The organism is Microbacterium sp. NPDC058062 (assembly GCF_042885375.1).
GTDB classification, from domain to species: domain Bacteria; phylum Actinomycetota; class Actinomycetes; order Actinomycetales; family Microbacteriaceae; genus Microbacterium; species Microbacterium trichothecenolyticum_C.
Map to the genome: position 1 here is coordinate 589,332 of NZ_JBHVSC010000003.1, position 26,640 is coordinate 615,971.

The window sequence follows — 26,640 nt, forward strand, 5'->3', positions numbered from 1 at the left end:
CTCGCGAGCACAGAATCGGAGGTCTCGGACGACACGCCGGCGGTGGATGCTGCCACCCGGCGTGTCACCGAGAACCTCCGATTCTGCGCCCTCGTTCTCCACGCCTGCACCACGCCTAGGGAGCACCCATGTCCCGCGTTCCGCTGTCCGTCCTCGACCTGTCGCCGTTCGGCTCGGGGCAGACTCCCGCCGACGGCCTCCGCGCCAGCATCGGGCTCGCGCGCGCGGCCGAGCGCCTCGGCTACCGGCGCTACTGGGTGGCCGAGCACCACTTCAACCCCGGGATCGCCGGCGCCGCGCCGCACGTGCTTCTGGCATCCGTCGCGGCGGTGACGCACAGCATCCGTATCGGCACCGCCGCCACGATCATCGGCAACTACTCGCCGGCGCAGGTCGCCGAGGCCGCAGGCGTCGTGGCGCAGCTGCACCCCGGCCGCTTCGACCTCGGCATCGGGCGCTCGGGTTCGCGCAGCGTCGCCGCGACCGCGCTGCCTGCCGCGCCGGAGGACCGCGTCGTCGACGGCCTGCTGCTCCCGGCCGCGCGCCCGTTCGCCGGGTTCGACGCGGAGCGCTTCGTCGTGCAGGCGCGGCTCCTCGGCCGCACCGACGCCGACGCCGACCGGTTCGCCGACGACGTCGCCGACATCCTGTCGTTCTTCGACGGCTCGTTCTCGCCGCCCGGGGACGTGCCGATCCGTGTCACGCCCGCCGAGGGCGCCGACGTCGCCGTGTGGATCCACGGCTCCACCGCGGGGCCGAGCGCCCGACTCGCGGGAGAACTCGGACTGCCGTTCGGCGCGAACTACCACGTCGCACCGGGCTTCGTGCTCGAGGCGATCGCCGAGTACCGTGCCGCGTTCCGCCCCGGCCGCCTCGCCGAGCCGTATGTCATCGTGTCGGTCGACGCCGTCGTCGGAGAGACGGATGCCGCGGCCCGCCGTCTCGCCGCGGGTTACGGTCGATGGGTGCACAGCATCCGCGCCGGCCAGGGCGCCGTCCCCTTCCCCTCGCCCGACGAGGCCGCGGCCGACCCGCTCACGGCCGAGGAGCTCGCGGTCGTCCGGGACCGCCTCGACACGCAGTTCGTCGGATCGGCGGAGACCGTGGTCGAGCGCCTCGAGACGCTGCAGCGCGTGACCGGTGCCGACGAGCTCCTCGTCACGACGGTCACGCACGACCCTGTGGACCGGGTGCACTCGTACGAACTGCTGGCCGAGGCGTGGGACGCGGACGCCCCCGAGCCGGCCGTGGACGCAGGGGACGCAGCATCCGTTTCATCCGAATGGACGATTCGGCTCGTCCGAGATGAGGAGTACGAGCGCGCCGGCGACGTCACCGCCGACGCCTACCTGTCGAGCTACGACACGCTCTCGGACGAGTACGTCGCCTCGCTGCGCGACGTCGCGAGCCGCGTACGCGGCGGGGACGTGTGGGTCGCGGTCGAGGCCGGCGGCGAGATCCTCGGCACCGTCTGGGTCGCGCAGCCGAACCGTCCGCTCGCCGAGATGGCGCAGCCCGGCGAGACGGACTTCCGGCAGCTCGCGGTGGCTCCTGCCGCCCGCGGGCGGGGCATCGGGGCGGCGCTCACGCGTCACGTGATCGACCTCGCGCGTGAGCGCGGCTCGCATCGGGTCGTGATGAACAGCGGTCCCGAGATGACCGGTGCACACGCGCTGTACGCGAAGCTCGGCTTCGATCGGCTGCCGGAGCGCGAAGGGCTCAAGGAGGTGCAGCCCGGCCGCTGGATCGAGCTGTACACGTTCGGCTACGACCTCGCTCCCGAGCCCGCGGCGACTTCACCGGTGTGATGGCGAGCTTCCCGTTCGCACATCAGTGAGACGGGGAGTTTCAAATGATGCATGATGGGGCTCAGCATCTCGAGGGGAGCCTTCCATTTCCACGCCGCAGCAGCCCACCGACGAGTTCTTCGACCTCACCGAGCTGCTGAGCGACGAGCGGGAGCCGCTCGCTCGGCGGTGGGTGGATCCCCAGGTACGCCGCCGCCGGCGGCGCATCGGCTGGATCATCACGGCGATCGTGCTCGTGGTGCTGCTCGCCGTTCCCAGCGGCTACGTGTGGTGGGCCCTGACGGCACCGGTGAGCGCGCCGCACGTCGAGTCGCAGAAGCCGCCCGTGACAGTGCCGGCGGCTGCCGCTGTCGCCCTTCCCTCCACCGGCTCCTCGGCGATCGCCGTCGCCGGCGGCGACGAGTACCTCGGGGCCGAGGCGAGCGGCATCTGGGCGACGAGCGGCACGAGCGAGCCGCAGTCGATCGCGAGCATCACCAAGGTCATCACGGCGCTCGTGATCCTCGATCGTCATCCCCTGGCGGATGCTGCGGATCCCGGGCCGACGATCACCTTCAGCAAGGCCGACCACGACCTCTACGACCAGTACTACGTGCGCGGCGCGACCATCGCGGCGATGCCGACGGGCAGCTCGATGTCGCTGCACGATGCGCTCGCGACGATGCTCATCCCGTCGGCGAGCAACTACGCGGAGGCCGTCTCGACGTGGGCGTTCGGCTCGCAGGACGCCTTCCGCGGGGCAACCCAGCGGTGGCTCGCCGCGAACGGCCTCACCGGCACGACGATCGTCGAGCCGACCGGCCTCGACGCGCGCAACACCAGCACCCCGGCCGACCTCATCGCGCTCGGCAAGCTCGCCGCCGCGAATCCCGTGATCTCGAGCATCACCGCGACGCGCTCGCTGGCGCTGCCCGGTCCCGGCGCGATGCAGAACACCAACGACCTCCTCGGCAGCAACGGGATCACCGGCCTGAAGACGGGCAACCTGGGCGAGGGCACGTACAACCTGCTGTTCACCGCATCCGTCCCCGTCGGAACGGCGCAGCCGCTCAGCGTGACCGGCGTGGTTCTCGGCGGCTTCACGCGCGCGAACGTCAATCACGACGTGATGACGCTGATCGACAGCATCCGTGCCGGCTTCCATGAGGTGCCGCTCGCCAAACGCGATCAGCCGGTCGGCACGATCACGACGAGATGGGGCGCGTCGGCGCAGATCGTCGTCTCGGACTACGCGACGATCTTCACGTGGTCCGACACCCCGATCACCGTCGAGATGACGACGACCACGCCGAAGACCTACGCCGACGGCGAAGAGGTCGGGAGCATCACGTGGACCGCGGGCCCGAACACGGTGACGGTGCCGATCGAGATCGAGGGCACCATCGTTCCGCCGACGGACTCGTGGCGGCTCACGCACCCGGGGGAGCTCGGCGGGGAGTAGCGTGCGACCGCCGACCACGCTTCGATACTGCCACCCTGTTCGGCCGGCCCGCCGGTTGGGATAGTGGACTATGGCCACTGCGCCGATGCCCACGCGGGAGGACTACCTCGCGTGCATGGCAGAGACTCCGCGCACCGTCGCCACGGCGGCGGGACCCGTCGAGTACGCCGAACGGGGGACCGGTGAGCCGATCCTCGCAGTGCACGGCACGCTCGGCGGCTGGGATCAGGGGCTCGTCGCGGCGGAGTTCCTGCGCCGGAGCGGGTTCCGGGTCATCGCACCCAGCAGGCCCGGGTATCTCGGAACGCCGCTGTCGACGGGACGCAGCTTCCCCGAGCAGGGCGACGCCTTGGCGGCGCTGCTGGACGCACTCGGGATCGACCGCATCATCGTGTTCGCCGCGTCGGGCGGCGGGCCGGCGAGTTATGAGCTCGCCGCACGGCACCCCGATCGGGTGAGCAGGCTTGTGGAGGTCGATGCCATCTGCATCCCGGGCCGACCTCCTCGTCTGGCATCGAACCTTCTCGCCTGGGACTGGGCCGCCAAGATGCAGCTGTGGTTCCTGCGGCATGCATCGAAGCAGACACTCGGCGCGCTCATGGGCGGCGCCGGCACCGAGAGCCGTGCCGTCGTGTCGGCGCGGGCGAAGGAGCTCGCCGCGATTCCCGGACGGACCGACACGGTGGAGGCGACGCTTCGGGCATCGCTCGGTGCGAAGCGGCGCCGCGCGGGGATGAAGAACGACTACACGGAGCTCGTGCCGGCGGCGCTCGAGCGGATCACCTGTCCGACGCTGATCGTGCACGCGCGGTCGGACCGGATGGCACCGCCCGCCAACGCCGAGTACGCCCACGCGCGCATCGCCGGCTCGGAGCTCTACTGGATGGACGGGTCGCACGTCGCGATCGCCCTCGAGGCCGCCGACACCGCGCCGTCGTACGTGGTGAGCTGGCTGCGCGGCGACGGGTGAATGGAGGCTCTGTCGCAGGGCACGCGGCCGGACTAGGGTCGGGGCCGTGAAGCGAATGTGGCCGTTCCTCGTGCCCGGCGTGATCCTCGCCGCGGTGGGGCTGGTGTGGACGCTGCAGGGCGCCGGGGTGCTGCAGGGATCGGCGATGACCGGGTCGACGCTGTGGGCGACGATCGGGCCGATCGTGCTCGTCGTGGGGGTTGTGCTGATCGGCATCGGGATCGCCCGCCGCCGTCGGCGTACCCCCTGATCGGCAGGAATCGGTCGGTGCCTGGCGACCGCGCCGCACCGCGGTGACCTATCGTGACCGGATGAGCGCGATCGACATCCAGCGATGGACGGCCTTCTCCTCCGAACCCGCGGGAGGGAATCCCGCCGGTGTCGTGCTGGACGCCGGTGGACTGACGGATGCTGCGATGCTCGGCATCGCCGCAGACCTCGGGTATGCCGAATCGGCGTTCGTGGTCGCCGGTGACGACGGCCGTCGGGCCATCCGCTACTTCTCGCCGCTCGCCGAAGTGCCGTTCTGCGGTCACGCCACCGTCGCCGCGGCGGCAGCGATCGCGGAGGCCGACGGCGACGGCGCGATCGCGTTCGAGACCCCGGTCGGCGTCGTCGAGATCGTCACGGCGACGGACTCCGGGGAGCGGCGGGTGTCCTTCACCAGCGTCGAGCCCGACACGGCCCCGCTGCCCGCGGACGCCCTGGCCGACGTGCTCGGGGCGATCGGGCTCTCGGAGCGTGACCTGCACCCGGACTTCGCCCCCGCGCAGGCGTTCGGCGGCAACTGGCACCCGCTCGTCGTCCTCGCCGACCGGGAGGTCTTCGACGGGTTCGCGATCGATCCCGACCGCGCCCGCGCGGTGCTCGACGCGCGGGGATGGCCGGCGACAATGATCGTGCTCTGGCCCGAAGGCACCGGCACGTGGCACGCCCGCAACGTCTTCCCGGTCGGCCCGATCATCGAGGATCCGGCCACCGGAGCCGCGGCGGCCGCGACCGGCGGATACCTCCGCGCCACCGGCGCGATCGAGACCCCGGCACGCGTCGTGATCCTGCAGGGCAGCCACGTCGGCCGGCCGAGCGAGCTCACCGTCGACATCCCCGAGACGGGCGGGATCGTCGTTTCGGGAGCGGCGGCGCGGATCGGCTGACGACCAGGGTTCCGCTGCCTCACCCCGCGGGTAGCGACCGTCTTGACAGTGCCCTCGAACGCGAGGACCGTCGATTCAAACCGGTGCCGACGCCCGCACGCACCGTGCGGTCGCTGTGCCCGTTTGTGTCGATGGGAAGGTCGACCATGTCCATGAAGGTGATGGATTCGCTGCGGGGCAGCGTGAAGGGTTCGCTCGTCGAAGAAGGCGACGACGGATACGACGAGGCGCGGGTCGTCTACAACGCGATGATCGACCGCCGACCCGCCGCGGTCGTGCGGTGTCACGATGCCGCGGATGTCGCGGCTGTCGTCCGTGCCGCCGCGGAGGATGGGAGCGGCCTCGCGGTGCGAGGCGGAGGCCATAGCGTGCCGGGGTTCGGCACCGCCGACGGCGCGCTCGTCGCGGATCTGGGAGACCTCACCTCGGTGGCGGTCGACCCGGGCTCCTCGACCGCCGACGTGGGTGGCGGGGCCACCTGGGGGATGTTCAACGAGGCGGCGGCGCAATTCGGCCTCGCGACGACCGGCGGCATCATCTCGACGACGGGCGTCGGCGGCCTCACGCTCGGGGGCGGCATCGGCTATCTCGCCCGCGGCTACGGCTTCTCGTGCGACAACCTGCTCGCGGCCGAGGTCGTGCTCGCCGACGGCCAGATCGTCACCGCCAGCGCGGACGAGGAGCCCGACCTGTTCTGGGCTCTGCGCGGCGGGGGAGGGAACTTCGGCGTCGTGACCAAGTTCACCTTCCAGCTGCACCCCGTGTCCGAGATCTACGGCGGTCCGATGTTCTTCGAGCTCGCGGACGGTCCGGCGATTCTGGCCTACTTCGCCGACTATGTACGGAACGCACCGCGCGAGTTCGGCGGGTTCCCCGCGTTCCAGATCGCTCCTCCGCTGCCGTTCGTGCCGGAGGACCGCGCCGGGGAGCCGTTCGTCGCGGTGGTCTTCTGCATCAACGGCCCGGCGTCGGAGGCCGAGAAGATGGTCCAGGGGTTCCGCGACGTCGCGAAGCCGGTTGCCGAGATGGTGGGTCCGATGCCCTACCCGGCGATGAACGGTCTCTTCGATGGACTCGTTCCTCCCGGCCTGCAGCACTACTGGAAGGCGGCCTTCCTCGACGACATCTCAGCGGAGTCGCTGGATGCGCACCTTCAGCACGGCCCGCTCCTGCCGACGGTCAACTCGACGGTCCACTTCTACCCGATCAACGGCGCGTGCCACGAGGTGGCGTCCGACGCGACCGCGTTCGGGCACCGCGACGCGAACTTCGCGCTGGTGATCGCCGGCATGTGGCCGGATCCGACGCAGAACACCGCCAACACCGCGTGGGTGAAGGACTACTACGCGGCGATCGAGCCCTTCTCGCAGGCGGGCGGGTACGTCAACTTCGCGTCGCAGGACGATCAGTCGAAGGTGTCCAGCAACTACGGTGCGAACTACGACCGGCTGCGTGCGGTGAAGCGCGCGTACGACCCCGACAACCTGTTCCACCTCAACCAGAACATCGTGCCGTAGCGGCGGGACGCGCCTGATCCCGGCCCAGGAGCCCGTCGAAGGACGGAGCCCCTGGGCCGGTGCCGCGGTCAGTCCGCGATGAACGCGAGGATGTCGGTGATCAGCGCCTTCTGGTACTCGCCGGCGATGCCGTGCGGCGCGCCTTCATAGACCTTGAGCGTGCCGTTCGAGACGAGACCGATCGACTTCTCGGCCGCGGCGGCGATCGGCACGATCTGGTCGTCCGAGCCGTGCGCGAGCAGGATCGGCACGTCGAGAGCCTTCAGGTCCTCGGTGAAGTCGGTCTCGGAGAAGACCTTGACGCACTCGTACGCCGCGGCGAGCCCGGCGAGCATGCCCTGGCGCTGGAAGTCGTCGATCAGGCCCTGCGAGACAGCGGCGCCGTCGCGGTTGAAGCCGTAGAACGGCACCGCGAGGTCCTTGTAGAACTGCGAGCGGTCGGCCAGCACGCCGGCGCGGATTCCGTCGAAGGCCTCGATGGGGGTGCCTTCGGGGTTCGTGTCGGACTTCACCATGATCGGCGGCACGGCGCCGGCCGTGACGACCTTGCGGACGCGGCCCTTGCCGTGCTGCGCCGCGTAGCGCACGACCTCGCCGCCGCCGGTCGAGTGCCCGATCACGACGAGGTCGGTGAGGTCGAGGTGTTCGATGAGCTCGGCGAGGTCACGGGCGTAGGTGTCCATGTCGTGCCCGCGGTCGGTGTTGGTGGAGCGGCCGTGACCGCGGCGGTCGTGGGCGATGGCGCGGTAGCCCGCGTCTGCCAGCAGCTTGGACTCGACGGCCCACGCGTCGGAGCTCAGCGGCCAGCCGTGGCTCAGCACGACCGGCTTCCCGGTGCCCCAGTCGGTGTAGTGGATCTCGGTGCCGTCGGAGGTGGTGAACGTCGGCATGGCGGACTCCTTGCGATCATCGGGCCGACCCGTCGCCCCACTCGCCGGAGCCGTCACGGGCGACGGCGCCACCCTCGAGCCTCGACGATCTGCGGCCGCGGCGCCCCGCTCGAACGGCCTCGCATCCCACGATTCAGGACAAGGATGGAGGGATGCACCCGACCCCCGCCCGACGGCGAATCGCGTTCCTGCTGTTCGACGGGGTGAAGACCCTCGATTACGTCGGTCCGGCCGAGGTGTTCGTCGAGGCGAACCAGGCCGTGCAGGGGTACGACGTGGTCCTGCTCTCGCCCGACGGGCGCGACGTCATGACCTCGCTCGGCAGCACGGTCTCGGTGCACGGCGCGGCGGGCGATGCCGGCGACGTCGACACCGTGATCGTGCCGGGCAGCGAGCTGCCTCCGCACGAATTCGCGCGAGCGCCGTTGACGGATGCTGCGGCCGCCCTCGCCGCGCGCGCTCGTCGTATCGTCTCCATCTGCAGCGGCGCCTTCGTGCTCGCCGAGGTCGGCGCGCTCGACGGCAAGCGGGCGACGACGCACTGGAAGTTCGCGCCGGAGCTGGAGCGCCGCTACCCGCGCGTGCGGGTCGAACCGGACGCGATCTTCGTGCGCGACGGTGACGTCTCGACGTCGGCGGGTGTCGCAGCCGGCATCGACCTCGCGCTCGCCCTCGTCGAGGACGACCACGGCGCCGATGTCTCACGCCAGGTCGCGCAGCTGCTGCTGGTCTACCTGCAGCGTTCGGGCGGCCAGTCGCAGTACTCGGTGCCGCTGCGCGCCCGCGCGCAGCCCGCCTCGATCGTGCGGCGCGCCACCGACCTCGTCGACGCGGATCCCGCGCGCGCGTGGACCGTGCCGGAACTCGCCGGGCTCGTGGCGGTCAGCTCACGGCATCTGACGCGCCGCTTCCGCGAGGAGCTGGGTCACTCGCCGACGGAGTACGTCACCGCGGTGCGCTTCGATCTCGCCCGCGTCCGCCTCGAGGCGGGTGCGAACGTGACCGAGACCGCCGCGCAGACGGGTTACGGGAGCGCGGAGGCGCTCCGCCGCGCGTTCATCGCCCGCCTCGGCATCTCTCCGTCGCAGTATCAGCGGCGGTTCCGGTCCGCGCTCCCGGCGACTCACGACCGCCGCGCGGAAGGCGGATTCGACCTCGCGTCCTGACCGGGTCGGAGGCTCGGGTCCGCGGCTTCCGCGCGAGTGCCCGTGCGCCCGAACGCCACCGGCCGCGCGTGCGGGACTCATGCGGTCGTGAGCTCGCGCTCCCGCTGACCGAGCGGGTCGGCCTGGGTCCACAGCGCCGTCGGGAACTCCCGCCGCAGGACCGGAGCGACCTCCACGGCGAAGCGCTCGAGGATCTCGAGCTGCTGCGCGAAGGGCACCGTCGTCGGCAGGCTGATGGACTGCAGGTCGTGCCCGAGCCGGCCGTGGAACCGGGCGATCTTGTCGATCACCTGCTGCGGCGTGCCGACGAGGGCCGGACCCTCGGCGACGGCGTGCTCGATGTCGCGGAACGGGGTGTTGTTCCCGGGCACGTTGGTGGCGGCGACGATCGCGTTGTACACCGGACCGTACTGCGCGATCGCCTCCTGCGTGGTGTCGGCGATGAAGAGCGCCCCCGAGCCCGCGGCGACGAATGCGCCCGCCGGATCGTGGCCGTGGCGCGCGTACTCCGAGCGGTAGTGGTCGACGAGCACCCCGTAGTTCTCGAGCGGCTGGATCGCGTTCGCGCTGAACAGCGGGTCGCCGAACTTCGCCGCGAGTCCCGCCGAGAAGAGGGTGGTCGCCGAGCCGTGCCACACGCGCGGCGCCCCGGCGAAGGGTCGCGGCAGCGTGGTGACGCCGGTCAAGGTGCGGGTGAACTCGGTGCCCGGCCACGTGACGTCCTCCTCGCGCCAGAGCGTGCGCAGCAGCTCGTACTTCTCGGCGAGCAGCTCCCACTGGTCGTCGATGTCGAGCCCGAACAGCGGGAACTGGGCGACCTCGTTGCCCTTCCCGATCGTGATGTCGAGTCGTCCGCCCGAGAGCTGGTCGATGGTCGCGTAGTCCTCGGCGACGCGCACCGGATCCAGCACCGAGAGGACGGTCACGCCGGAATTGAGACGGATGCTGCGCGTCCGGGCCGCGATCGCACCCAAGAGCACCGTCGGCGACGAGGAGATGAAATGCCCGGCGTGGCGTTCGCCGATGGCCACAGCATCCAATCCGAGCTCTTCCGCGCGGATCGCCTGCTGGAGCGTCTCGGCGAACCGCTCGGCGGGCGAGACCTGATGGCCGGTGATCGGATCGGCGCGGTAGGGGACGATGTCGAGCAGCTGGAACCTCATGCGGCCACCTCCGGCGCGACGAGCTCGGCGTGCGAGATCACGCGGGCGAGCGGCGTCTTCTCGCCCGCCTCGATGCCGATCGGCAGGCGGTTGCCCTCTGGCGGCAGCGGGCACGTGGCGAAGTCCGTGTACGCACAGGGCAGGTTGACGGCGCGGTTGAAGTCGATCGTGGTCCAGCCGTCGGCGTCCGGGGCGTCGACGCCGACCGACCGGTTCGCGGCGTACGTGGTGATGCCGCTCGTCGCGTCGGTGAAGAGCACGAGCAGGTCCCCGGGCGCCTTGCCCTCGAACGCGATGAGCGAGAACTCCTCACCGCGCCACGAGAACTCCAGCACGCCGGGTGCGTCGTAGACGTGGGTGAGCCCGTCGACGGCGGCGCCGACCTCTGTAGGCACGGGCGCATCGAAGGGGCGGAAGCGCGCCGCGACCCGCCAGCGAGGGTTGGGCACGTAGGTCGGAGTGCCCGAGTACTCCGCGAGGAACGGGTGATCGGCACGGCGCGGGCGCAGGATCGTGTGCCCGCCGCGGATCGCGATCTCGACCGCACCGGCGACGTCGCCGTCGGTGAAGGTGGGTGTGATGCTGCCCCGCTCGGCGATCTCGCCGAACGCGTGCGTGCCGGTGATCGTCACGCCGTCGAGCGTGAGGCTCTCGCCGTCGGCGAGCTCGACGACCACGCCGTCGGGGCCGAGACGCCACGTGCCGGGCGCACCCGGAAGCGTCGTGGGGTCGCTGCCGAGCCAGTGCAGGCCGGTGATCGCGAAGAAGCCGAGGGAGTCGGCGCGCCGCGTCTCATGCGTGCGGTGCCAGTCCTCCCACTCGCGCCCGAACACGGCGCGATCGACATCGGAGTTGAGGGTGGTGGTCATGGTGTCCTCCTCGGTGGGGTGGATGGGGATCGGATGCTGAGGCACCGGCTGCCGACGGCAGCCGCAACTCCTCAGAAACCGGGGATTCTGCGGACATCTCGACGTCGTGCGCGCGAACGTCGAAGAACTGAGGAGTTCGTGCCGCAGGTCGCGGGCTCATGCTTTCGCCGCCTCGGGTGTGCGGGTGCTGGTGGCGGTGCTCGTGTCGGCGTGGAAGGTGCGCACGGCGTGGTCGAGCGCGTCGACCGTGAGCGCGATCGAGTCGAGGTCGATGCGCTCGTCGTTGCCGTGGAAGAGGCGGCGGAAGGTGCCGTAATCCCAGCGCTCGCTGAGCACGCCAAACCCGTAGGCCGGGATGCCGCGGCGACGGTAGAAGCGCCCGTCGGTGCCGCCGACGCCGAGCATCGGCAGCAGCTCGGCACTCGGGTACGCGCGGCGCACGGCGCTGCCGAGCGCATCGAAGAGCGGGGTGTGGATGGGCGACTGCGTCGACTCGCCGAACCAGTCGCCCTCGATCTGGATGTGCTCGATGAGGTCGCCGAGCGCGTCGCGGATGAGACCTTCGACGTCCTCGCGTGTGACATCGGGGAGGATCCGGATGTCGAGCTGCACGGTCGCGGTGCCCGGGATGACGTTGCCCTTCTCGCCGGCGCGCACGATGGTCGGCGAGATCGTGGTGTGCGTCGAGGCGTGGGCGAACCCGTCGAGGGTGCCGAGGTGCGGCAGGCCGTCGTAGAACCGGTCGGCGTCGGTGACGGCGGCGCGGGCCTCGGGGTCGAGGTCGAGCGCCTCGGCGTATGCGCGCCACTGCGGCGTGATGACGGTGGTTCCGCGGTGCCGCGCGAGGCGGGTGACGGCCTCGGCCGCGATGACCGCGGCGTTGCGCGAGCCCCACGGCGCCGAGCCGTGACCGGGCGCCCCGCTCACGCGAAGGAGGCGTCCGGCTCCGCCCTTCTCGCCCACCATGACACCGAGGTGCGGGCGCTCGCCGGCGTGGGCACCGCCCGACTCGGTGAGCACGTAGTCGGCGTCGATGAGGTCGAGCCGGTGCTCGGTGAGCCACCCGACCCCGAAGCGGCTGCCGTTCTCCTCGTCGGCGACGGCGGCGAAGATGAGGTCGCCGCGCGGCCGGAATGCGCCCGTCGCGATGGCGCGCGTCACCACCGCGTAGGCGGCGGTGAGGTTGAGCATGTCGATCGCGCCGCGGCCCCACAGCACGCCGTCGACGATCTCGCCGGCGAACGGGTCGCGCGACCAGCCCGACGGCTCGACCGGCACGACGTCGGTGTGCCCGACGAGCGCGAGCGACGGCGCACTCGCGTCCCAGCCCTCGATGCGCACGATGAGCGACTGGCGGCCCGGATGCGGCTCGACGAGGACGCCCTCGAGCCCGGAGCCCTCGAAGAAGCGCTGCAGCGTCCGCACCTGCAGGTGCTCGTGACCGGAGTCGGCCGTGCCGTCGTTGACGGCCGCGTTGCGGATCAGCTCCTGCAGCAGCTCGGTCGTCTGCTGGGCCAGGGTTCCTCGAATGCTCACGCGACCACCTCTTCCACGAGTGCCGGCACCGGCACCGGCAGCGTCGACCCCGGGATCGCGTCGATGAGCCGTCGGGTGTACTCCTCGCGGGGTGCGCGGAGCACCTGGGCGGTCGCGCCCTGCTCCACGATCCTGCCGTGCTGCATCACGGCGACGCGGTCCGAGATCTCGCGGACCACCGCGAGGTCGTGGCTGATGAACAGGTACGACACTCCGACGTCGCGCTGCACCGCGGCGAGGAGGTCGAGGATCTGCTCCTGCACCGACACGTCGAGCGCCGACACCGCCTCGTCGAGCACGACGAGGTCGGGACGCAGCGCGAGCGCGCGGGCGATGGCCACACGCTGCCGCTGGCCGCCTGAGAGCTCGGCAGGTCGCCGCGACGCGGTGCTCGCCGGCAGCGCGACCTGATCGATCAGCTCGCGCACGCGGCGCGTCCGCTCGGCCTTGTCGACGCCGAACGCCCGCAGTGGCTCGTCGATCACCTCGGCGATCGTGAAGCGTGGGTCGAGCGATGCGAACGGGCTCTGGTAGACGAGCTGGAACCTCCGGCGCAGCGCGCGAAGCTCCTCTCGACTCGCGGAGACGAGATCGTTTCCGTCGAATCGGATGCTGCCCGCCGACGGCTTCTCGAGACGCAGCGCCAGTCGCGCCGTCGTGCTCTTGCCCGACCCCGACTCGCCCACGATCGCGAGCGTCTCGCCGCGGTCGACGCGGAACGTGACGTCGTCGACGGCGAGGAGCTTTTCGCGGCCGGGGAGCGGGAACTCCTTGCGGAGACCCGCGACTTCGAGGAGTGCCGGGGTTGCAGCTGGGCCCACGCGCCCGGAGGCTCCGGGCGACGCGCTAGCGGCGCCTGGAGGGGGCGTGGGGACCTGTTCCGTCCGAAGCGGTCGCTCGGACACGCGCACCGTCCCGCCGCGAAGTCCGGGCGCCGCGGCGATGAGCGCACGGGTGTACGGATGCTGCGGATCCTCGAGCACCTGGCGGGCCGCGCCCGTCTCGACGATCTCGCCGTTCTGCATCACGATGATGCGGTCGGCGCGGTCGGCAGCGACACCGAGGTCGTGCGTGATGAGCAGGACCGCGGTGCCGAGCGTCGCCGCCAGTGTGTCGATGTGGTCGAGGATCTGCTTCTGCACGGTCACATCGAGGGCGCTGGTCGGCTCGTCGGCGATCACGAGCTTCGGCTCGGCGGCCAGCGCCGTCGCGATGAGCGCGCGCTGCTTCATGCCGCCCGAGAACTGGTGCGGGAACTGCTTGGCGCGCGCCTCGGGCTCGCCGATACCCGCGAGGCGCAGGAGCTCGACGGCCTGCGCGTCGGCGCCGCGGCGCGAGGCGAGTCCGTGGATCACGAGCGGCTCGCCCACCTGCCGACCGACGCGCTTGACGGGGTTCAGGCTCGTCGTCGGGTCCTGAGGGATGAGCCCGATCGCGCGACCGCGCACCTCGCGCCACGCGCGACGCGAGAGTCCGGTGAGATCGGCGCCGTCGAACACGATCGAGCCCGCATCCACCGACGCGTTCGAGGCGAGCAGGTGGATCACCGCGTGGGCGGTCGTGCTCTTGCCCGAGCCCGACTCGCCGACGATCGCGACGACCTCGCCGCGGTCGACGGTGAAGCTCACGTCGCGCACGGCGGGGCGCGACGCGCCGCCCAGAGTGTACGAGACGGACAGGTTCGAGACCTCCAGCAGCGCGGTCATCGGACTCCTCCGTTGCGCTCGAGGGCGCGCGAGATGCGGTTGGCCGACAGCACGACGGCGACGATCACGAGGCCGGGGAAGGTCGTGAGCCACCATGCGACGGCGAGGTAGTCGCGCCCGCCGGCGACGAGCGAGCCCCACTCGGGCGTGGGCGGCGGTGCGCCGAACCCGAGGAACGACAGCGACGAGATCGCCAGCACCATGACGCCGAACTCGAGCGCGGCGAGGGCGATCACGGGGCCCGACGCGTTCGGCAGGATGTGACGGCGCAGCACCGTGTACCAGCGCACGCCCGACACGTGGGCGGCTTCGACGTAGACGGCGGTGGCGATCTGCAGCACCTCGGCCCGCATCACGCGGGAGAACGAGGCGATGCTCGCGAGTCCGACCGCGATCGCGACGTTGAGCGTGCCGAAGCCGAGGGCCGTGATCAGCGCGAGCGACAGCAGCAGGCTCGGGATCGCGAGGAGCACGTCCATGAAGCGCATGATCGCGTCGTCGACGATGCCCCGGAGGAAGCCCGCCAGAAGGCCGAACAGCGACCCGACCGCGAGGCCGACGATCACGGCGACCGAGGTCGCGGCCAGCGACGTCGCGGATCCGTAGACGACGCGGGCGTACAGGTCGCGGCCGAGGTTGTCGGTGCCGAAGATGTGCTCCGGGCTGGGCGGCAGCAGGCGGTCCTGCGGGACGCCGACGATCGGGTCCCACGCCGTGAACCAGGAGGGGGCGAGAGCCCACAGCGTGACGAGCGCGAGCACGAGGATCGACAGCACGAGCGTCGGCTGTTTCAGCACGGCGACGATCGGGCGCAGGGCGGAGCGGCGGGTCGCAGCATCCGTCTCATCAAGAGAAGCAGCGTGCGGGCTGCCCGACGGATCGGCGTCGGGGTCGACGATCGATTCGAGGAACGGGTCGTGCGGCTCGAGGGTGCGCGCGGGCGGGGAGAGCACGTTCTCGACGGTCATGGCGGCTCCTGTCAGGCGGCGACGAACGCCGTGCGGGCGAGCGTGATGCGGCGGTCGATGAGGGGGTAGACGAGGTCGACGACGAGGTTCGCGACCACGAAGACGAGGGCGGCGAAGACGACGACGGTCTGCACGACGGGCACGTCGCGGTTGTTGACGGCGGTGACGACGAGCCGGCCGATGCCGAGGCGCGAGAACACGGTCTCGGTCACGACGGCGCCCGAGAGCAGGCCGCCGATGAGCACGCCGACCATCGTGAGCGAGGGGATCGCGGCGTTGCGGAACGCGTGGCCGAGCTGCACCCGGCGCTCGCTCGCGCCCTTGGCGCGCACGATCTCGACGTACGGCTGGGCGAGGGTCGAGCGGAGGCTCCGCGACAGCAGCTGCGCGATGAAGGCACCCGAGGGGATGGCGATCGTGATCGCGGGCAGCACGAGGCTCTCGAAGCCCTCGTTGCCCATCGAGGGGAAGAGGCGCAGGCGGAAGGAGAACGCCTGCAGCAGCAGGAGGCCGATCCAGAACACCGGGATCGAGACGCCCAGCGGCGGCAGCGACGACAGCAGGTTGCGCAGCCATCGCGCGCGGGCGAGCGAGGCCGACAGCGCGAGGACGATGCCGAACACGACCGACAGCACGAACGCGAGGGCGGTCAGGGCGAGCGTCGGGGGGAGGGACTCGAGGAGGAGATCGGATGCCGGGCGCCCGGTCTGCGTCGAGACCCCGAAGTCTCCGGTCAGCGCCTTGCCCAGAGCGACGAGGTACTGCTCCCACAGCGGGCGGTCGAGCCCGAGCTCGCTGCGCAGCTGCGCCACGAGCTCGGGATCGATGGCCTCCTGGTCGCCGCCGCCCGCGAAGAGCGTCGCGGCGTCGCCCGGCAGGAGGTACAGGATGAGGAACGAGATCGTGTACGCGGCCCACAGGACGATGACGCCCTGCCCGACCCTCCGGGCGATGTATCGACCCCACATGATCCGTTCCTCATCCCTCTCGTTGTGCCCGTGCGGGCTTACTCGGCGATCCAGGCGTCGTAGAAGTCCAGGCGGCTGGAGGCCTCGAAGCCGAGCCCCTGCACCTTCGACGCGGCCGTGATCGTGGTCGACAGCTGGTAGATCGGGATCGAGTAGCCGCCCGTGATGAGCAGCTCCGCGGCCTCGTCGACGACCTTCTGGCGAGCGGCCGGGTCGATGATCGCGGCCTGCTCGTCGAGCAGCTCATCGATCTCGGCGGGCTCGGTGCGCTTGGTGGCGTTGTTCGTGCCGTTCACCGCGAACACCGTCCGCAGCACGTCGGGGTCGGCGCGCGTCAGGTTGCCGTACGAGAAGTCGTACGTGCCGTCGGCGTTCGCGGCCTGCACGTCGGCGATGCTCGCGAAGGTGAGCTGCAGGTCGATGCCGATCTGGCGCAGCTGCTGCTGCACGAGCTCGAGCACCTCCTTGGGCGACTGCCAGTAGGTCACGTGGAAGCTGAGCTTCTCGCCGTCCTTCTCGCGGATGCCGTCGTCGCCCTCGGTCCAGCCGGACTCCTCGAGCAGCTCGGCGGCTGCCTTCGGGTCGTACTCGAGCACGTCGCTCAGGTCGGTGAAGTACGGCGTCGACGAGGCGAGCGGCGACACGGCGGGCAGGTCGTCCGGGCCGAGGAGGGTCGACGTGATCTGCTCGCGGTCGATGCCCTTCTGGATCGCCAGGCGCACGTTCTCGTCGGCGAGCTTCTCGGTCGACTGGTTCGCGTACAGGTTGTAGACCGAGCCGGGGTTGGCGCGGTTGAGCGACCAGAAGTCCTCGCCCTCGAACAGCACGGCGTCGGCTGTCGCGATGCCGGTGGTCGCGTCGATCTGGCCCGACTGCAGGCTGCCGGTGCGGTTGCCCGACTCGGGCACGACCTTGTACGTGATGGTGTCGAGGTACGCCTCGCCGGTGTGGGCAGCCGTCGACGGCCCCCACTCGTAACCCTCGCGGCGCTCGAGCACGGCGCCCTCGTTGGGCGTGTAGCTCTGCACCGAGAACGGACCCGAGCCGATGTAGTCGCCGAGGCAGCGATCCGCCTGGCTCACCGCGGCGGTCGCGGGCGACAGGAGGCCGAGCGAGAACGTCGAGGTCGCCTGCAGGAACTGCGCGCTCGGCTCCGAGAAGTTGACGATGACGGTGCGCTCGTCGGGCACCTCGATGCTCTCGAGGTCGGCGAGGTACGACGAGCCGAGGCTCGCCTTGGCGCCGAGCGCCTGGATGGCCTCGAAATTCGTCTTGACGGATGCCGCGTCGATGGGCTCGCCGTCGGCATACGTGGGGCCGTCCTGCAGCGTGAACGTGAAGCTCGTGGCGTCGTCGTTCACCTCGTAGTCGGTGGCCAGCCACGGCAGGATCTCGCCGGTCTCGGGGTCCTGGATCGTCAGCGACGCGACGGTCTGGCGGGCGATCGCGATCGCATCGTTGTTGCCGACCTGCTGCGGGTCGATGCACTGGCTGTCGACCGAGATCGCGAAGGTCAGGTCGCCGCCCGTGACGGGCTCGGCCTTGGCGGATGCGGTGGGTGCGGGGTCGCCGGCGCCGGTCGCGCACGCGGTGAGCGAGAGCGCGACGACGCCGATCGCCGCAAGCGCGGCGGTACGGGGTCGGGTGAACGACATGGGGTCTCCAGAAAGCTGTGGCGGGCGAGCCCCGGCGGACGTGCCGGGCTCGTGGCTTCAGCGTCCCCGAGAGGTCGTGCGGGCCCCGATCGGGGATGTCACGCGGCGTGAATGACGGTCGCGCACGGTCACGCGCCGTCATCCGGCGTCACATCGGGGGCGCTTCACCGGATTTCCCAGCGCCTTGATCGCTCGTTGAGCGAGCGAGGAACGAGCGAGACGAAACGCCCTGGACGCGGCGCAGTCCCTCGGCGCGCACACCCGCGAACACCCAGGGCGTTTCGTCTGCGGGCGCTGGAGCGCCCTCCGCTCAACGGCCGGGAGCCGGTGTCAGAGCGGTCCCGGGTCTACGGGGCGACGGGCACCGCGACGCCGAGATGCGCGGCGATCGCGCCCGCGACGACGTCGGTCTGGCGGAGCGACAGGGAGTTCGCCGCGGGACGGGTGAAGGCCCCGGCCTCGGTCTGCGAGGTGAAGGGGCCGATCGCGAACAGCGTGGCGTGCGGCGCGCCGTCGGGGCGCAGCACACGTCCGTCGTCCGTCACCCGCACGCGTCCGAGCGAGCCCGAGTACTCGGCATCCGTCACGTGCAGCACGCTGCCGTGCACGGTCGCGAGCTCGCGCAGCGCCGCATTGGTGCTGAGTTCCGCGTCGGCGGCCGGCAGCCACGCGTCGACGAGGGCGCCAGCGACCGTCTCGCCCGGCACACGGGGACTGGATGCTGCGAACCCGCGCGGCGCGACGACCACGTCCACGTCGGGCCCGAGGAAGCGCACGATTCCCGCATCGGCGAGGGCGAGCAGCTCCTCGAGGCGGTGCGGGGGCGGACCGCTCGCGAGGTAGCTGAAGAAGGTGTGCCAGCGGACGGGCAGCGTGTACGCACGGGATCGCGCCGTGAAGCGCTCCTTGGGGATCTCCGACAGCGCCATGAACGACAGCAGCGCGGCGATGAACACGCCCTGTGCGGGGCTGCGCTCCTGCGTCGTACGCAGCTCGAGGTCGTCGAGTATGTGCGCGCGCACCCGGTCGTGAGCGTCGTCGGCGTCGGAGAACTCCGCGTCGGCGAACGGCCTGTCGAACGCGGCGACGTCGAACCGGTCCAGTGGGTCGGGCACGACGGCGGCGATCGCGTCGCCCAGCGCGGGGTCATCCCACGCGTGCGCGCGCAGCGCCGGCCGGAACTCGTCCCACGTGGCCGAGACCCGGTCCGGATGCCCCGTGAAGAGCTCGCGGTAATGCCCGTGCAGCAGCTCGGCGGCGACCAGGGGCCAGACATCGCGGTCGAAGTCGATCGGCCGGCCTGTGTCGACGAGCGCGGCGATCACGTCCGGCGTCAGCACGTCCCGCTGCGGGGGCGAGCCCTGCAGCGCCGACGTCACCTTCGAGCGGTACGGCACCCCGCGGCGCGAGCCGAGGTGCAGCCGAGGCTCCTGCCCTGAGGGGAGATAGCGCAACGACCCGTCGGCGCCCCGATCGAACCGGCCGCCTCGGCCTTGGGTGAGGAGCACGACGAGGTCGACGGCCGCCAGGCCCATGCCCCGCACGATCACATCGGCACCCGGGGCGAGTCTCGACAGATCGGCATCCGCGGTGAACGCCGGGCCCACGTACACGAGCTTCTCGCGGGCCGAAGCGGCGGCAAGCGCCGCCGACGCCGGGTCGGGATCGCGCTCGGTGTGGCCGAGGCAGTAGGCGACAGCATCCGTCTCGATCACTCGACCGCTCGCGAGCGAAACGACGTGCCGCCCGTCCGGAGTGGGCCGCACCGACGTCACCGTGTCGGTGTGCAGGCGGATGCTCACGCCCTCCGGCGCGCTCGCCGCGGTGCGGCGGAAGAACCAGTCGAGGTAATGGCTGTGGAGGCGCCGCGTCGGGAAGCCTTCGGGGGTGAGCGCCCGCGCCTCGGCCTCCGAGAGCTTGTCGAGGTCGACGTCGGGCAGGTCGCCCGCCCGCCACAGGTCCAGCCACTCGCTGAGCGAGGGGCCGGAGCGCACCGGCCCCTCGATCGTGCAGCTGTCGTCGGTGAACACGGTGACGTCGCGGGTCATCGAGTTGAGCTTCAGCAGCGGCGACTGCGCGTGTCGCCAGATGCGGCCAGCACCGGGGGGATGCGGGTCGACGAGGTCGATGTCGAGCAGGGTGTGCTCGTCCGCGCGCGCCAGCACGCGTTCGAGGAGCATGATCGCCCGAGGGCCGGCTCCGACGAACAGCAGGCGCGCGCGGTCGCTCATCGTGCCGCGAGTGCCGGTGCCTGCACCGGAGCCGGGAGGCCGAGCAGATCGCGCAGGGTCGCACCCTCGTCGTACGACTGCCGGTACGAGCCGCGCTCCTGCAGCAGCGGCACGACGCGCTCGGCGAACTCGTCGAGGCCGTGCGGCGTCAGGTGCCCGACGATCGTGAAGCCGTCCGTCGCGCGCTCCTGCACGTAGCGGTCGATCTCGGCCGCGATGCGCGCGGGCGTGCCCACGAAGGTCGGGGTGGCCGTCAGGCGGATGACGGTTTCACGGATGCTGAGCCCCTCGGTCTCCGACAGCTCCCGCAGCTTCGCGATCCTGGCTCGCACCGCCGCGTGCCGGTTCGCCCAGCCTCGTGCGGTCTCGGACCCGGTGTCGGGATCGACGTCGGGAAGGGGGCCGTCGGGGTCGTAGCCCGACAGGTCGCGGCCCCACACCTGCTCCACGTACGTGAGGGCCACCTCGGGTCGCACCTGCTGCAGCGCGACCTCACGGGCGCGCTCGCGGGCCTCCGCGTCGGTGTCGCCGAGGGAGAACGTCGCGGCAGGGAGGATCCTGAGGGAGTCCTCCTCGCGTCCGTACTGCGTGAGGCGCCCCTTGACGTCGTCGTAGAACGCGCGGGCGTCCTCGAACTCCTGGTGCAGCGAGAAGATCACTTCGGCGTGCTCGGCGCCGAACGCGCGCCCGTCGGCCGAGTCCCCGGCCTGCACGATCACCGGGCGGCCCTGGGGAGAGCGGGGCACATCGAACAGGGCGTCGACGTCGAACTGCGGGCCCGAGTGGCGCACGCGGGCGGGGACGCCGTCGGCGAGGAAGACGCCGGACGCGGCATCCGCTCGCACGTCCCCTTCGCTCCACGAGTCCCACAGCTCCTTCGCGAGGGCGGCGAACTCACGCGCCCGTTCGTAGCGGTCGGCGTGGTCGAGGTATCCACCGCGGCGGAAGTTCGCGCCGTGGAAGGCATCGGAGCTCGTCACCGCGTTCCACCCCGCGCGGCCGCCCGACAGGTGGTCGAGGGTCGCGAGCTCCCGCGCCAGCTCGTAGGGCTCGTTGAACGTCGTGTTCAGCGTGCCGACGACGCCGACGTGCTCGGTGATCGCGGCGACCGCAGCCAGGATCGACAGGGTGTTCGGGCGGCCCAGCACGTCGAGCTCGTGCACGCGTCCCTTGTGCTCGCGCAGGCGCAGCCCCTCCGCGAGGAAGACGTAGTCGAACAGCCCGCGCTCGGCCGTCGCGGCGAAGTGCTCGAACGACGAGAAATCGATCTGGCTACCCGCCGCCGGGTCGGTCCAGACGGTGGTGCTGTTGACGCCGGGGAAATGCGCGGCGAGGTGGATCTGGCGGACGCTCACAGCGTGACCTTCTCTCGGACGTAACGGCTCTCGGGGCGCGCGAGGTCGAGGCGGGTCCGCAGCGACGCCGCTCCGTCGTCCTCACGCAGGGTGCCCGTCGCGCGCAGCAGCGGCACGACCTGGTCGGCGATCGCCACGACATCGCCGGGCTGCCGCGCGGGGCGCAGGCGCACGCCGTCGACGCCCTGCGCCGCGAGCTCGCGCACCGCGTCGGCGACGTCGCCGGGCGTGCCGACGACGACACGCGCGTCGGAGGTGAGCGGCTCGCCGTCCCACTCGTCGAGTCGCGCCAGCGCCTCGCGCGCGGGGGCCTCGGTGTCTTCGATCAGCACGAGCAGGTCGGCGAAGACCCGCAGAGGCTCGTCGCCCGTGCGCAGGTCGTCAGCGGCAGCATCCAACTCCGAAAGGATGCCGGGCAGGGCGAAGCCGGGACGCCCGCCCTCGACGTGGGGCGTGATGAACACGACGTCGGCGTGCTCCGCGGCGAGGCGGTACGGCACCGTCTGGTGGGCGAGCACGGTGAGGAGCGGTCGGCCCTGCGGTGACCGCGGCACGATCGAGGCGCCGGTGATCGAGAAGAACTCGCCCTCGAACTCGATGTTGTGCACGCGGTCGGCGTCGAGGAAGCGGCCCGCCGCGGCATCCCGGATGATGGCGTCGTCCTGCCACGAGTCCCACAGGCGCGCCAGCACGTCGGCGAACTCGCCGGCTTCGCGGAACGCCGCAAGGATCTCCGGGGAGTCCTCGACGCGCCCCGACGCGGGGATGGCGTCGACGCCCGACGTGCGGCGGCCGAAGTTGGCGCGCTCGGCGGCCGAGGCGCCCGCGACGAGCCGCACCCCGGCGCGGCCGCGGCTGGCGAAATCGAGCGTCTGGATGCCGGTGGCGACATGGAACGGCTCGGGGTGCGCGGTCGTGACGGTCGGCACCAGGCCGATCCGGCGCGTCAGCGGCGCGACGTACGACGCGATGAGCACGGCGTCGAGGCGGCCGCGAACGCGGTCGCGGCGGAGTCCCTCGGCGGACTCGAAGCGATCGGGGAGAGCGAGGGCGTCCTCGATCGTGGCGAGGGCGATGCCGGCGTCGTCCGCCGTGCGCAGCACGTCGCGCCAGTAGCGCGCCGACGTCAGCTCGTGCGGGCGGGCCGTCGCCTCGCGCCACGCGGCGGGGTGCCAGCCGGCCCGTTCGAGGGCGATGGCGAGGTGAACCTGATCGGTCACGGGAACCCGTCCTTTCTTCGCACGAGGCGATCCGCTCTTCACGATTCCCGTGGGCTCGTGCGTGCGTCCAACCCCGGTCGTCACGGGAGGACTCGCGGCGCCAGAAGGCGTAACGGAGCATCCGGATAGGATGGGGTGTAACCGTCCGATAACGGGGGAGTAGCCCATGCCAGGCATCGTGATCGTCGGAGTCCAGTGGGGAGACGAGGGCAAGGGCAAGGCCACCGATCTCCTGGGTGAGCGCACCGACTGGGTGGTCAAGTTCAACGGCGGCAACAACGCCGGCCACACGGTCGTGATCGGCGACGAGAAGTACGCGCTGCACCTGCTGCCGTCCGGCATCCTGTCTCCCGGCGTGAACGCCGTGATCGGCAACGGCGTCGTCATCGACCTCGAGGTGCTCTTCTACGAGCTCGAGGCGCTGCACGCCCGCGGCCTCGACACCTCGCGCCTGCGCGTGAGTGCGAACGCGCACATCATCACGCAGTACCACCGCACGCTCGACAAGGTCACCGAGCGCTTCCTCGGCAAGCGCCAGATCGGCACCACCGGTCGCGGCATCGGCCCGGCCTACGCCGACAAGATCAACCGCGTCGGCATCCGCGTGCAGGACCTCTTCGACGAGAACATCCTGCGCCAGAAGGTCGAGGGCGCCCTCGACCAGAAGAACCACCTGCTGGTCAAGATCTTCAACCGTCGCGCGATCACCGCCGACGAGATCGTCGACGACCTGCTGTCGTACGCCGAGCGTCTGCGCCCGATGGTGGCCGACACGTCGCTCCTCCTGAACGACGCCCTCGACGCGGGCGACGTGGTCGTCTTCGAGGGCGGCCAGGCGACGATGCTCGACGTCGACCACGGCACCTACCCGTTCGTCACGTCGTCGTCGGCGACCGCCGGCGGCGCCGCGACCGGCGCGGGCGTCGGACCCAACCGCCTCGACCGCATCGTCGGCATCGTGAAGGCGTACACGACGCGCGTCGGCTCGGGACCGTTCCCGACCGAGCTGTTCGACGAGAACGGCGACTTCCTGCGCTCGCGCGGCTTCGAGTTCGGCACCACAACCGGCCGTCCGCGCCGCGTCGGCTGGTACGACGCGCCGATCACGCGCTATGCGACCCGCATCAACGGCATCACCGACCTCGTGCTGACCAAGCTCGACATCCTCACCGGCCTCGACCAGATCCCGGTCTGCGTCGCATACGACGTCGAAGGCGAGCGGTTCGACGAGGTCCCCGTCAACCAGTCCGATTTCCACCACGCGAAGCCGATCCTCGAGTACTTCCCCGGCTGGAAGCAGGACATCTCGGGTGCCCGCACCTTCGACGAGCTCCCGCGCGAGGCCCAGGAGTACGTCCTCGCGCTCGAGGCGATGAGCGGCACGCGCATCTCGGTGATCGGCGTGGGCGCGGCCCGCGACGCCGTGATCGTGCGCCACGACCTCGTCGACTGACGTGAGGTTCTGGCTGGGCGGGTACACCGCCGACATGGACGGCAGCGCGTCCGGATTCGGGATGCTGCTCGCCGGCGCCGCCGACGACGCCTCCGCAGGCGGCGCGCTGGCGTTCGCCGGCGAGGTCGCGACGACCGACTCGCCCTCGTGGCTGGCGGCGCACCGCGGCTCGTTGACGGTGGCGCCGGGGGACGTCGTCTACGCCGCGCTCGAAGCACGGCAGCAGGTGCAGGCCTTCCGCCGCACCGGGGAGACGACGTTCGTGCCGCTCGGTGCCCCCGTCGCCGCCGGTGAGGCGGTGTGCCACGTGGCGGTGTCGCCCGACGGTCGCTTCCTCATCGCGAGCTGCTGGGGCGACGGGCGCGTCGTCCGCATGAACCTGGATGCCTCGGGCCGTCCCTCGTCGCCGGCGATCGCTCCGGCGGCGACCGACCCGTACGGACCCGACGGCGCGGCGGAACGGGCCGGCGACATCGACCTCGCGGCGGCCGCCCGTGCGCTGCGCGAGGCCGCCGGCGAGGAGTACGCGCACCTCGTGCCCGACCACGACCGCGAAGAGGCCGAGCCGGCACCGGGCGCCGAGGATGCAGCATCCGAGGTCCGTCCGTCCCGTGCGCACCAGGCGGCGTTCCTGCCGGGCGGGCTGATCGCGACGACCGATCTCGGCTATGACGTCGTGCGGTTCTGGCGTGACGGCGCGACCGGGCTGCGCCAGGTGCAGCAGGTCGCGCTGCCCCAGGGCAGCGGGCCGCGGCACATGGTGTGGCACCCGAGCGGGCATCTCTACGTCGTGACCGAGTTCTCGTGCGAGCTGTTCGTGCTCGTGCCGGCGGTCGATGGCACGTGGAGCCTCGTGGGCGGCACGCCGCTGGGCGCCGGCACCCTCCCGGGCGACAGCGCCGCCGAGCTCGCCGCGTCGCGTGACGGCGAGTTCCTGTACGCCGGCGTGCGCGGCAGCAACACTCTCGCGACGCTCCGCGTGCGGGGCGCCGGCGAGTACGTCGAACCGGTCGCCCTCGTCGACGCCGGCGTCGACTGGCCGCGGCACCACGTCGTGGTCCGCGACACCCTGCTCGTCGCCGGTCAGCTGTCGAACGAGGTCGCGTCGCTCACGCTCGACGTGCGCACGGGGGTTCCGGGACGCGTGCGGCACCGCACCGAGGCCCCGTCGCCGACCTGTCTCCTCCCCGTCCGCTGATCCGGGCCGAGGTCGGCCGCGCCCCGTCGTCGCCTCGCCGCCTATCGGCTCGCTCCTCAATTGAGGACGTGGGCCGAGATGAGGAGCGGGACGGCGGTTTCGGCGCGCATCTCGGCAATGCTCCTCAACTGAGGAACCCCCTCCGACCTCAGGCGGCCTGCGGCACCGCCGCCGGGGCGAGCAGGTGCTCGACCACGTACTCGGCGTCGGGTCGCATGCCGACGAGGGTCGGCGACATCACGGAGTACTGGAACGGCAGGCCGACGAAGGCGAGTCCGGGAACGGCGTCGACCATTCCGCGCCGGTGCGCGACCCCGTCAGTGCTCACCACCCCGGGGATGTCGATCCAGCCGAAGTCCGGCGTCGAGCCGGTGCACCACACGACGTTCGCCACGTCGAGCGTCTCGCCCGATTCGAGCAGCGGCATCCCGTCGCGCATCCCGGCCACGCGGGCGACCTGTGCGATCCCCGCCCTCTCGAGGTCGCGGGTCTTGTTGCGCACGAGGTTGACGCCGTGGCCGCGATTCGCCGCCAGGAACGCACGCCCGCGGTCGGTGTCGATCGTCGTCGCCCGCAGCCGCCGGAGGAACAGTCCCGACATCAGGTTGCCGATCGGGGTGTCGATGTCGGGCGGGATCTGTCCCGGGTGCCGCCCCGAGATCGTGGTCTCATGACCGGATGCTGCCGCCTCGAGCGCGATGTCGGTGCCGGAGTTCGCGGCGCCGACGACGAGCACCGATCCCGGTTCGAGGTCCTCGGGACCGCGGTAGTCGAGGGAGTGCAGCTGGTGGATCGCGGGGTCGAGGTCCCCGGCGAACGGCGGGACGAGCGGCACGTGATGAGCCCCGGTGGCCACGACCACGTGCGCGGCGACGACCTCGTCCCCGGTCGACAGGGCGAGCCGGAACCTGCCGTCCGCGTCGAGCGCGAGCCGCTCGACGCGCGTCGACAGCCGCACGTGCGCACCGATCGCGGCGGCGCAGCGCTCGAGGTAGTCGCCGAACTCGACGCCCGTCGGGTATTCGAAGAACCCGATGTCGAGGCGCGTGCCGGGCAGCTCCGCCCAGCGCCGCGGCGTGAACAGCCGCAGCGAGCGATAGCGCTCCCGCCAGGTGTCGCCCACGCGGTCAGCGGCCTCGATGATCTCGAAGTCCACGCCGCGGGCGGCGAGCAGACGTGCGGTGTGAAGACCGGCGACCCCCGCGCCGATGACCACGGTGTCGAGTGTTGTGGTGTCCATGATGACCTCCTCACCCTCACGGTAGGAGCGGGGCGGCCGGGCCGGCATCGGCAGAAATGACCAATTCCGCGGTCCGCAGCATCCGTCCCCCTCCGCCTGAGTCGGTTCACGGATCCTCAATTGAGGAGCGTT

21 protein-coding genes are annotated in these 26,640 nt (G+C 71.4%); 9 read left to right on the top strand and 12 right to left on the bottom strand.

Features of this window, described 5'->3' with window-relative positions:
• The first annotated feature begins 128 nt into the window (after nucleotides 1-128).
• From ACFVSU_RS11795 to ACFVSU_RS11820, 6 genes are all read left to right on the top strand, one after another.
• Entirely contained in the window at nucleotides 129-1,808 is a 1,680-nt protein-coding gene (locus tag ACFVSU_RS11795; RefSeq protein ID WP_387142667.1) for an LLM class flavin-dependent oxidoreductase, read from the top strand.
• A gap of 172 nt (nucleotides 1,809-1,980) precedes the next feature.
• The gene (locus tag ACFVSU_RS11800; protein WP_387142671.1) at nucleotides 1,981-3,249 is read left to right on the top strand and encodes a D-alanyl-D-alanine carboxypeptidase family protein; all 1,269 of its coding nucleotides are present in this window, start codon (nucleotides 1,981-1,983) and stop codon (nucleotides 3,247-3,249) included.
• A 70-nt stretch (nucleotides 3,250-3,319) separates the two neighbouring features.
• Nucleotides 3,320-4,219, top strand: a complete 900-nt coding sequence (locus ACFVSU_RS11805; RefSeq protein ID WP_387142674.1) for an alpha/beta fold hydrolase — start codon at nucleotides 3,320-3,322, stop codon at nucleotides 4,217-4,219.
• A gap of 55 nt (nucleotides 4,220-4,274) precedes the next feature.
• Nucleotides 4,275-4,469 carry a hypothetical protein gene (locus ACFVSU_RS11810; RefSeq protein ID WP_387143499.1) on the top strand — a complete coding sequence of 65 codons (195 nt, stop codon included), beginning with the start codon at nucleotides 4,275-4,277 and terminating at the stop codon, nucleotides 4,467-4,469.
• Nucleotides 4,470-4,530: 61 nt separating this feature from the next.
• On the top strand, nucleotides 4,531-5,373 hold the full coding sequence (locus tag ACFVSU_RS11815; RefSeq protein ID WP_387142677.1) for a PhzF family phenazine biosynthesis protein: 843 nt from the start codon (nucleotides 4,531-4,533) through the stop codon (nucleotides 5,371-5,373).
• A 146-nt stretch (nucleotides 5,374-5,519) separates the two neighbouring features.
• Nucleotides 5,520-6,890, top strand: a complete 1,371-nt coding sequence (locus ACFVSU_RS11820) for an FAD-binding oxidoreductase (RefSeq protein WP_387142680.1) — start codon at nucleotides 5,520-5,522, stop codon at nucleotides 6,888-6,890.
• Nucleotides 6,891-6,958: 68 nt separating this feature from the next.
• Here the strand turns inward: ACFVSU_RS11820 and ACFVSU_RS11825 are convergent, their stop codons facing one another.
• Nucleotides 6,959-7,780 (bottom strand): alpha/beta fold hydrolase, encoded by an 822-nt coding sequence (locus ACFVSU_RS11825; protein ID WP_387142683.1) that lies wholly within the window; start codon nucleotides 7,778-7,780, stop codon nucleotides 6,959-6,961.
• A 152-nt stretch (nucleotides 7,781-7,932) separates the two neighbouring features.
• On the opposite strand from ACFVSU_RS11825, the gene ACFVSU_RS11830 reads away from it, so the two are divergent.
• Entirely contained in the window at nucleotides 7,933-8,946 is a 1,014-nt protein-coding gene (locus tag ACFVSU_RS11830; RefSeq protein ID WP_387142686.1) for a GlxA family transcriptional regulator, read from the top strand.
• A 77-nt stretch (nucleotides 8,947-9,023) separates the two neighbouring features.
• Here ACFVSU_RS11830 and ACFVSU_RS11835 read toward each other — a convergent pair whose 3' ends face one another.
• The 10 genes from ACFVSU_RS11835 to ACFVSU_RS11880 form a co-directional block, all read right to left on the bottom strand.
• Nucleotides 9,024-10,109 carry an LLM class flavin-dependent oxidoreductase gene (locus ACFVSU_RS11835; RefSeq protein ID WP_387142689.1) on the bottom strand — a complete coding sequence of 362 codons (1,086 nt, stop codon included), beginning with the start codon at nucleotides 10,107-10,109 and terminating at the stop codon, nucleotides 9,024-9,026.
• On the bottom strand, nucleotides 10,106-10,978 hold the full coding sequence (locus ACFVSU_RS11840; protein ID WP_387142692.1) for a DUF1684 domain-containing protein: 873 nt from the start codon (nucleotides 10,976-10,978) through the stop codon (nucleotides 10,106-10,108). The genes ACFVSU_RS11835 and ACFVSU_RS11840 overlap by 4 nt, the downstream gene beginning before the upstream one ends.
• Nucleotides 10,979-11,134: 156 nt before the next feature.
• Complete coding sequence (locus tag ACFVSU_RS11845; protein ID WP_387142695.1) at nucleotides 11,135-12,514, bottom strand: M20/M25/M40 family metallo-hydrolase; 1,380 nt, start codon at nucleotides 12,512-12,514, stop codon at nucleotides 11,135-11,137.
• Entirely contained in the window at nucleotides 12,511-14,220 is a 1,710-nt protein-coding gene (locus ACFVSU_RS11850) for a dipeptide ABC transporter ATP-binding protein (protein WP_387142698.1), read from the bottom strand. The genes ACFVSU_RS11845 and ACFVSU_RS11850 overlap by 4 nt, the downstream gene beginning before the upstream one ends.
• Nucleotides 14,217-15,188 carry an ABC transporter permease gene (locus ACFVSU_RS11855; protein ID WP_387142701.1) on the bottom strand — a complete coding sequence of 324 codons (972 nt, stop codon included), beginning with the start codon at nucleotides 15,186-15,188 and terminating at the stop codon, nucleotides 14,217-14,219. Before ACFVSU_RS11855 ends, ACFVSU_RS11850 begins: the two co-directional genes overlap by 4 nt.
• An 11-nt stretch (nucleotides 15,189-15,199) precedes the next feature.
• Entirely contained in the window at nucleotides 15,200-16,156 is a 957-nt protein-coding gene (locus ACFVSU_RS11860; protein ID WP_387142704.1) for an ABC transporter permease, read from the bottom strand.
• Nucleotides 16,157-16,194: 38 nt separating this feature from the next.
• Nucleotides 16,195-17,811, bottom strand: coding sequence for an ABC transporter substrate-binding protein (locus tag ACFVSU_RS11865; protein WP_387142707.1), 1,617 nt, complete (start codon nucleotides 17,809-17,811; stop codon nucleotides 16,195-16,197).
• A gap of 347 nt (nucleotides 17,812-18,158) precedes the next feature.
• Nucleotides 18,159-20,042, bottom strand: coding sequence for an FAD/NAD(P)-binding protein (locus ACFVSU_RS11870; RefSeq protein ID WP_387142710.1), 1,884 nt, complete (start codon nucleotides 20,040-20,042; stop codon nucleotides 18,159-18,161).
• Nucleotides 20,039-21,397, bottom strand: coding sequence for an NtaA/DmoA family FMN-dependent monooxygenase (locus ACFVSU_RS11875; protein ID WP_387142713.1), 1,359 nt, complete (start codon nucleotides 21,395-21,397; stop codon nucleotides 20,039-20,041). The genes ACFVSU_RS11870 and ACFVSU_RS11875 overlap by 4 nt, the downstream gene beginning before the upstream one ends.
• Complete coding sequence (locus ACFVSU_RS11880; RefSeq protein WP_387142716.1) at nucleotides 21,394-22,617, bottom strand: LLM class flavin-dependent oxidoreductase; 1,224 nt, start codon at nucleotides 22,615-22,617, stop codon at nucleotides 21,394-21,396. The genes ACFVSU_RS11875 and ACFVSU_RS11880 overlap by 4 nt, the downstream gene beginning before the upstream one ends.
• Nucleotides 22,618-22,783: 166 nt before the next feature.
• Between ACFVSU_RS11880 and ACFVSU_RS11885 the strand changes: the two genes are divergently transcribed.
• Nucleotides 22,784-24,070: an adenylosuccinate synthase gene (locus ACFVSU_RS11885; RefSeq protein ID WP_387142719.1), complete on the top strand. Its 1,287-nt coding sequence runs from the start codon at nucleotides 22,784-22,786 to the stop codon at nucleotides 24,068-24,070.
• 1 nt (nucleotide 24,071) lies between these two features.
• A complete protein-coding gene (locus ACFVSU_RS11890; protein ID WP_387142722.1) occupies nucleotides 24,072-25,268 on the top strand; it encodes a lactonase family protein in 1,197 nt (398 codons plus the stop codon).
• Nucleotides 25,269-25,416: 148 nt separating this feature from the next.
• Here ACFVSU_RS11890 and ACFVSU_RS11895 read toward each other — a convergent pair whose 3' ends face one another.
• Entirely contained in the window at nucleotides 25,417-26,508 is a 1,092-nt protein-coding gene (locus tag ACFVSU_RS11895; RefSeq protein WP_387142725.1) for a flavin-containing monooxygenase, read from the bottom strand.
• Between the last annotated feature and the right edge of the window lie 132 nt (nucleotides 26,509-26,640).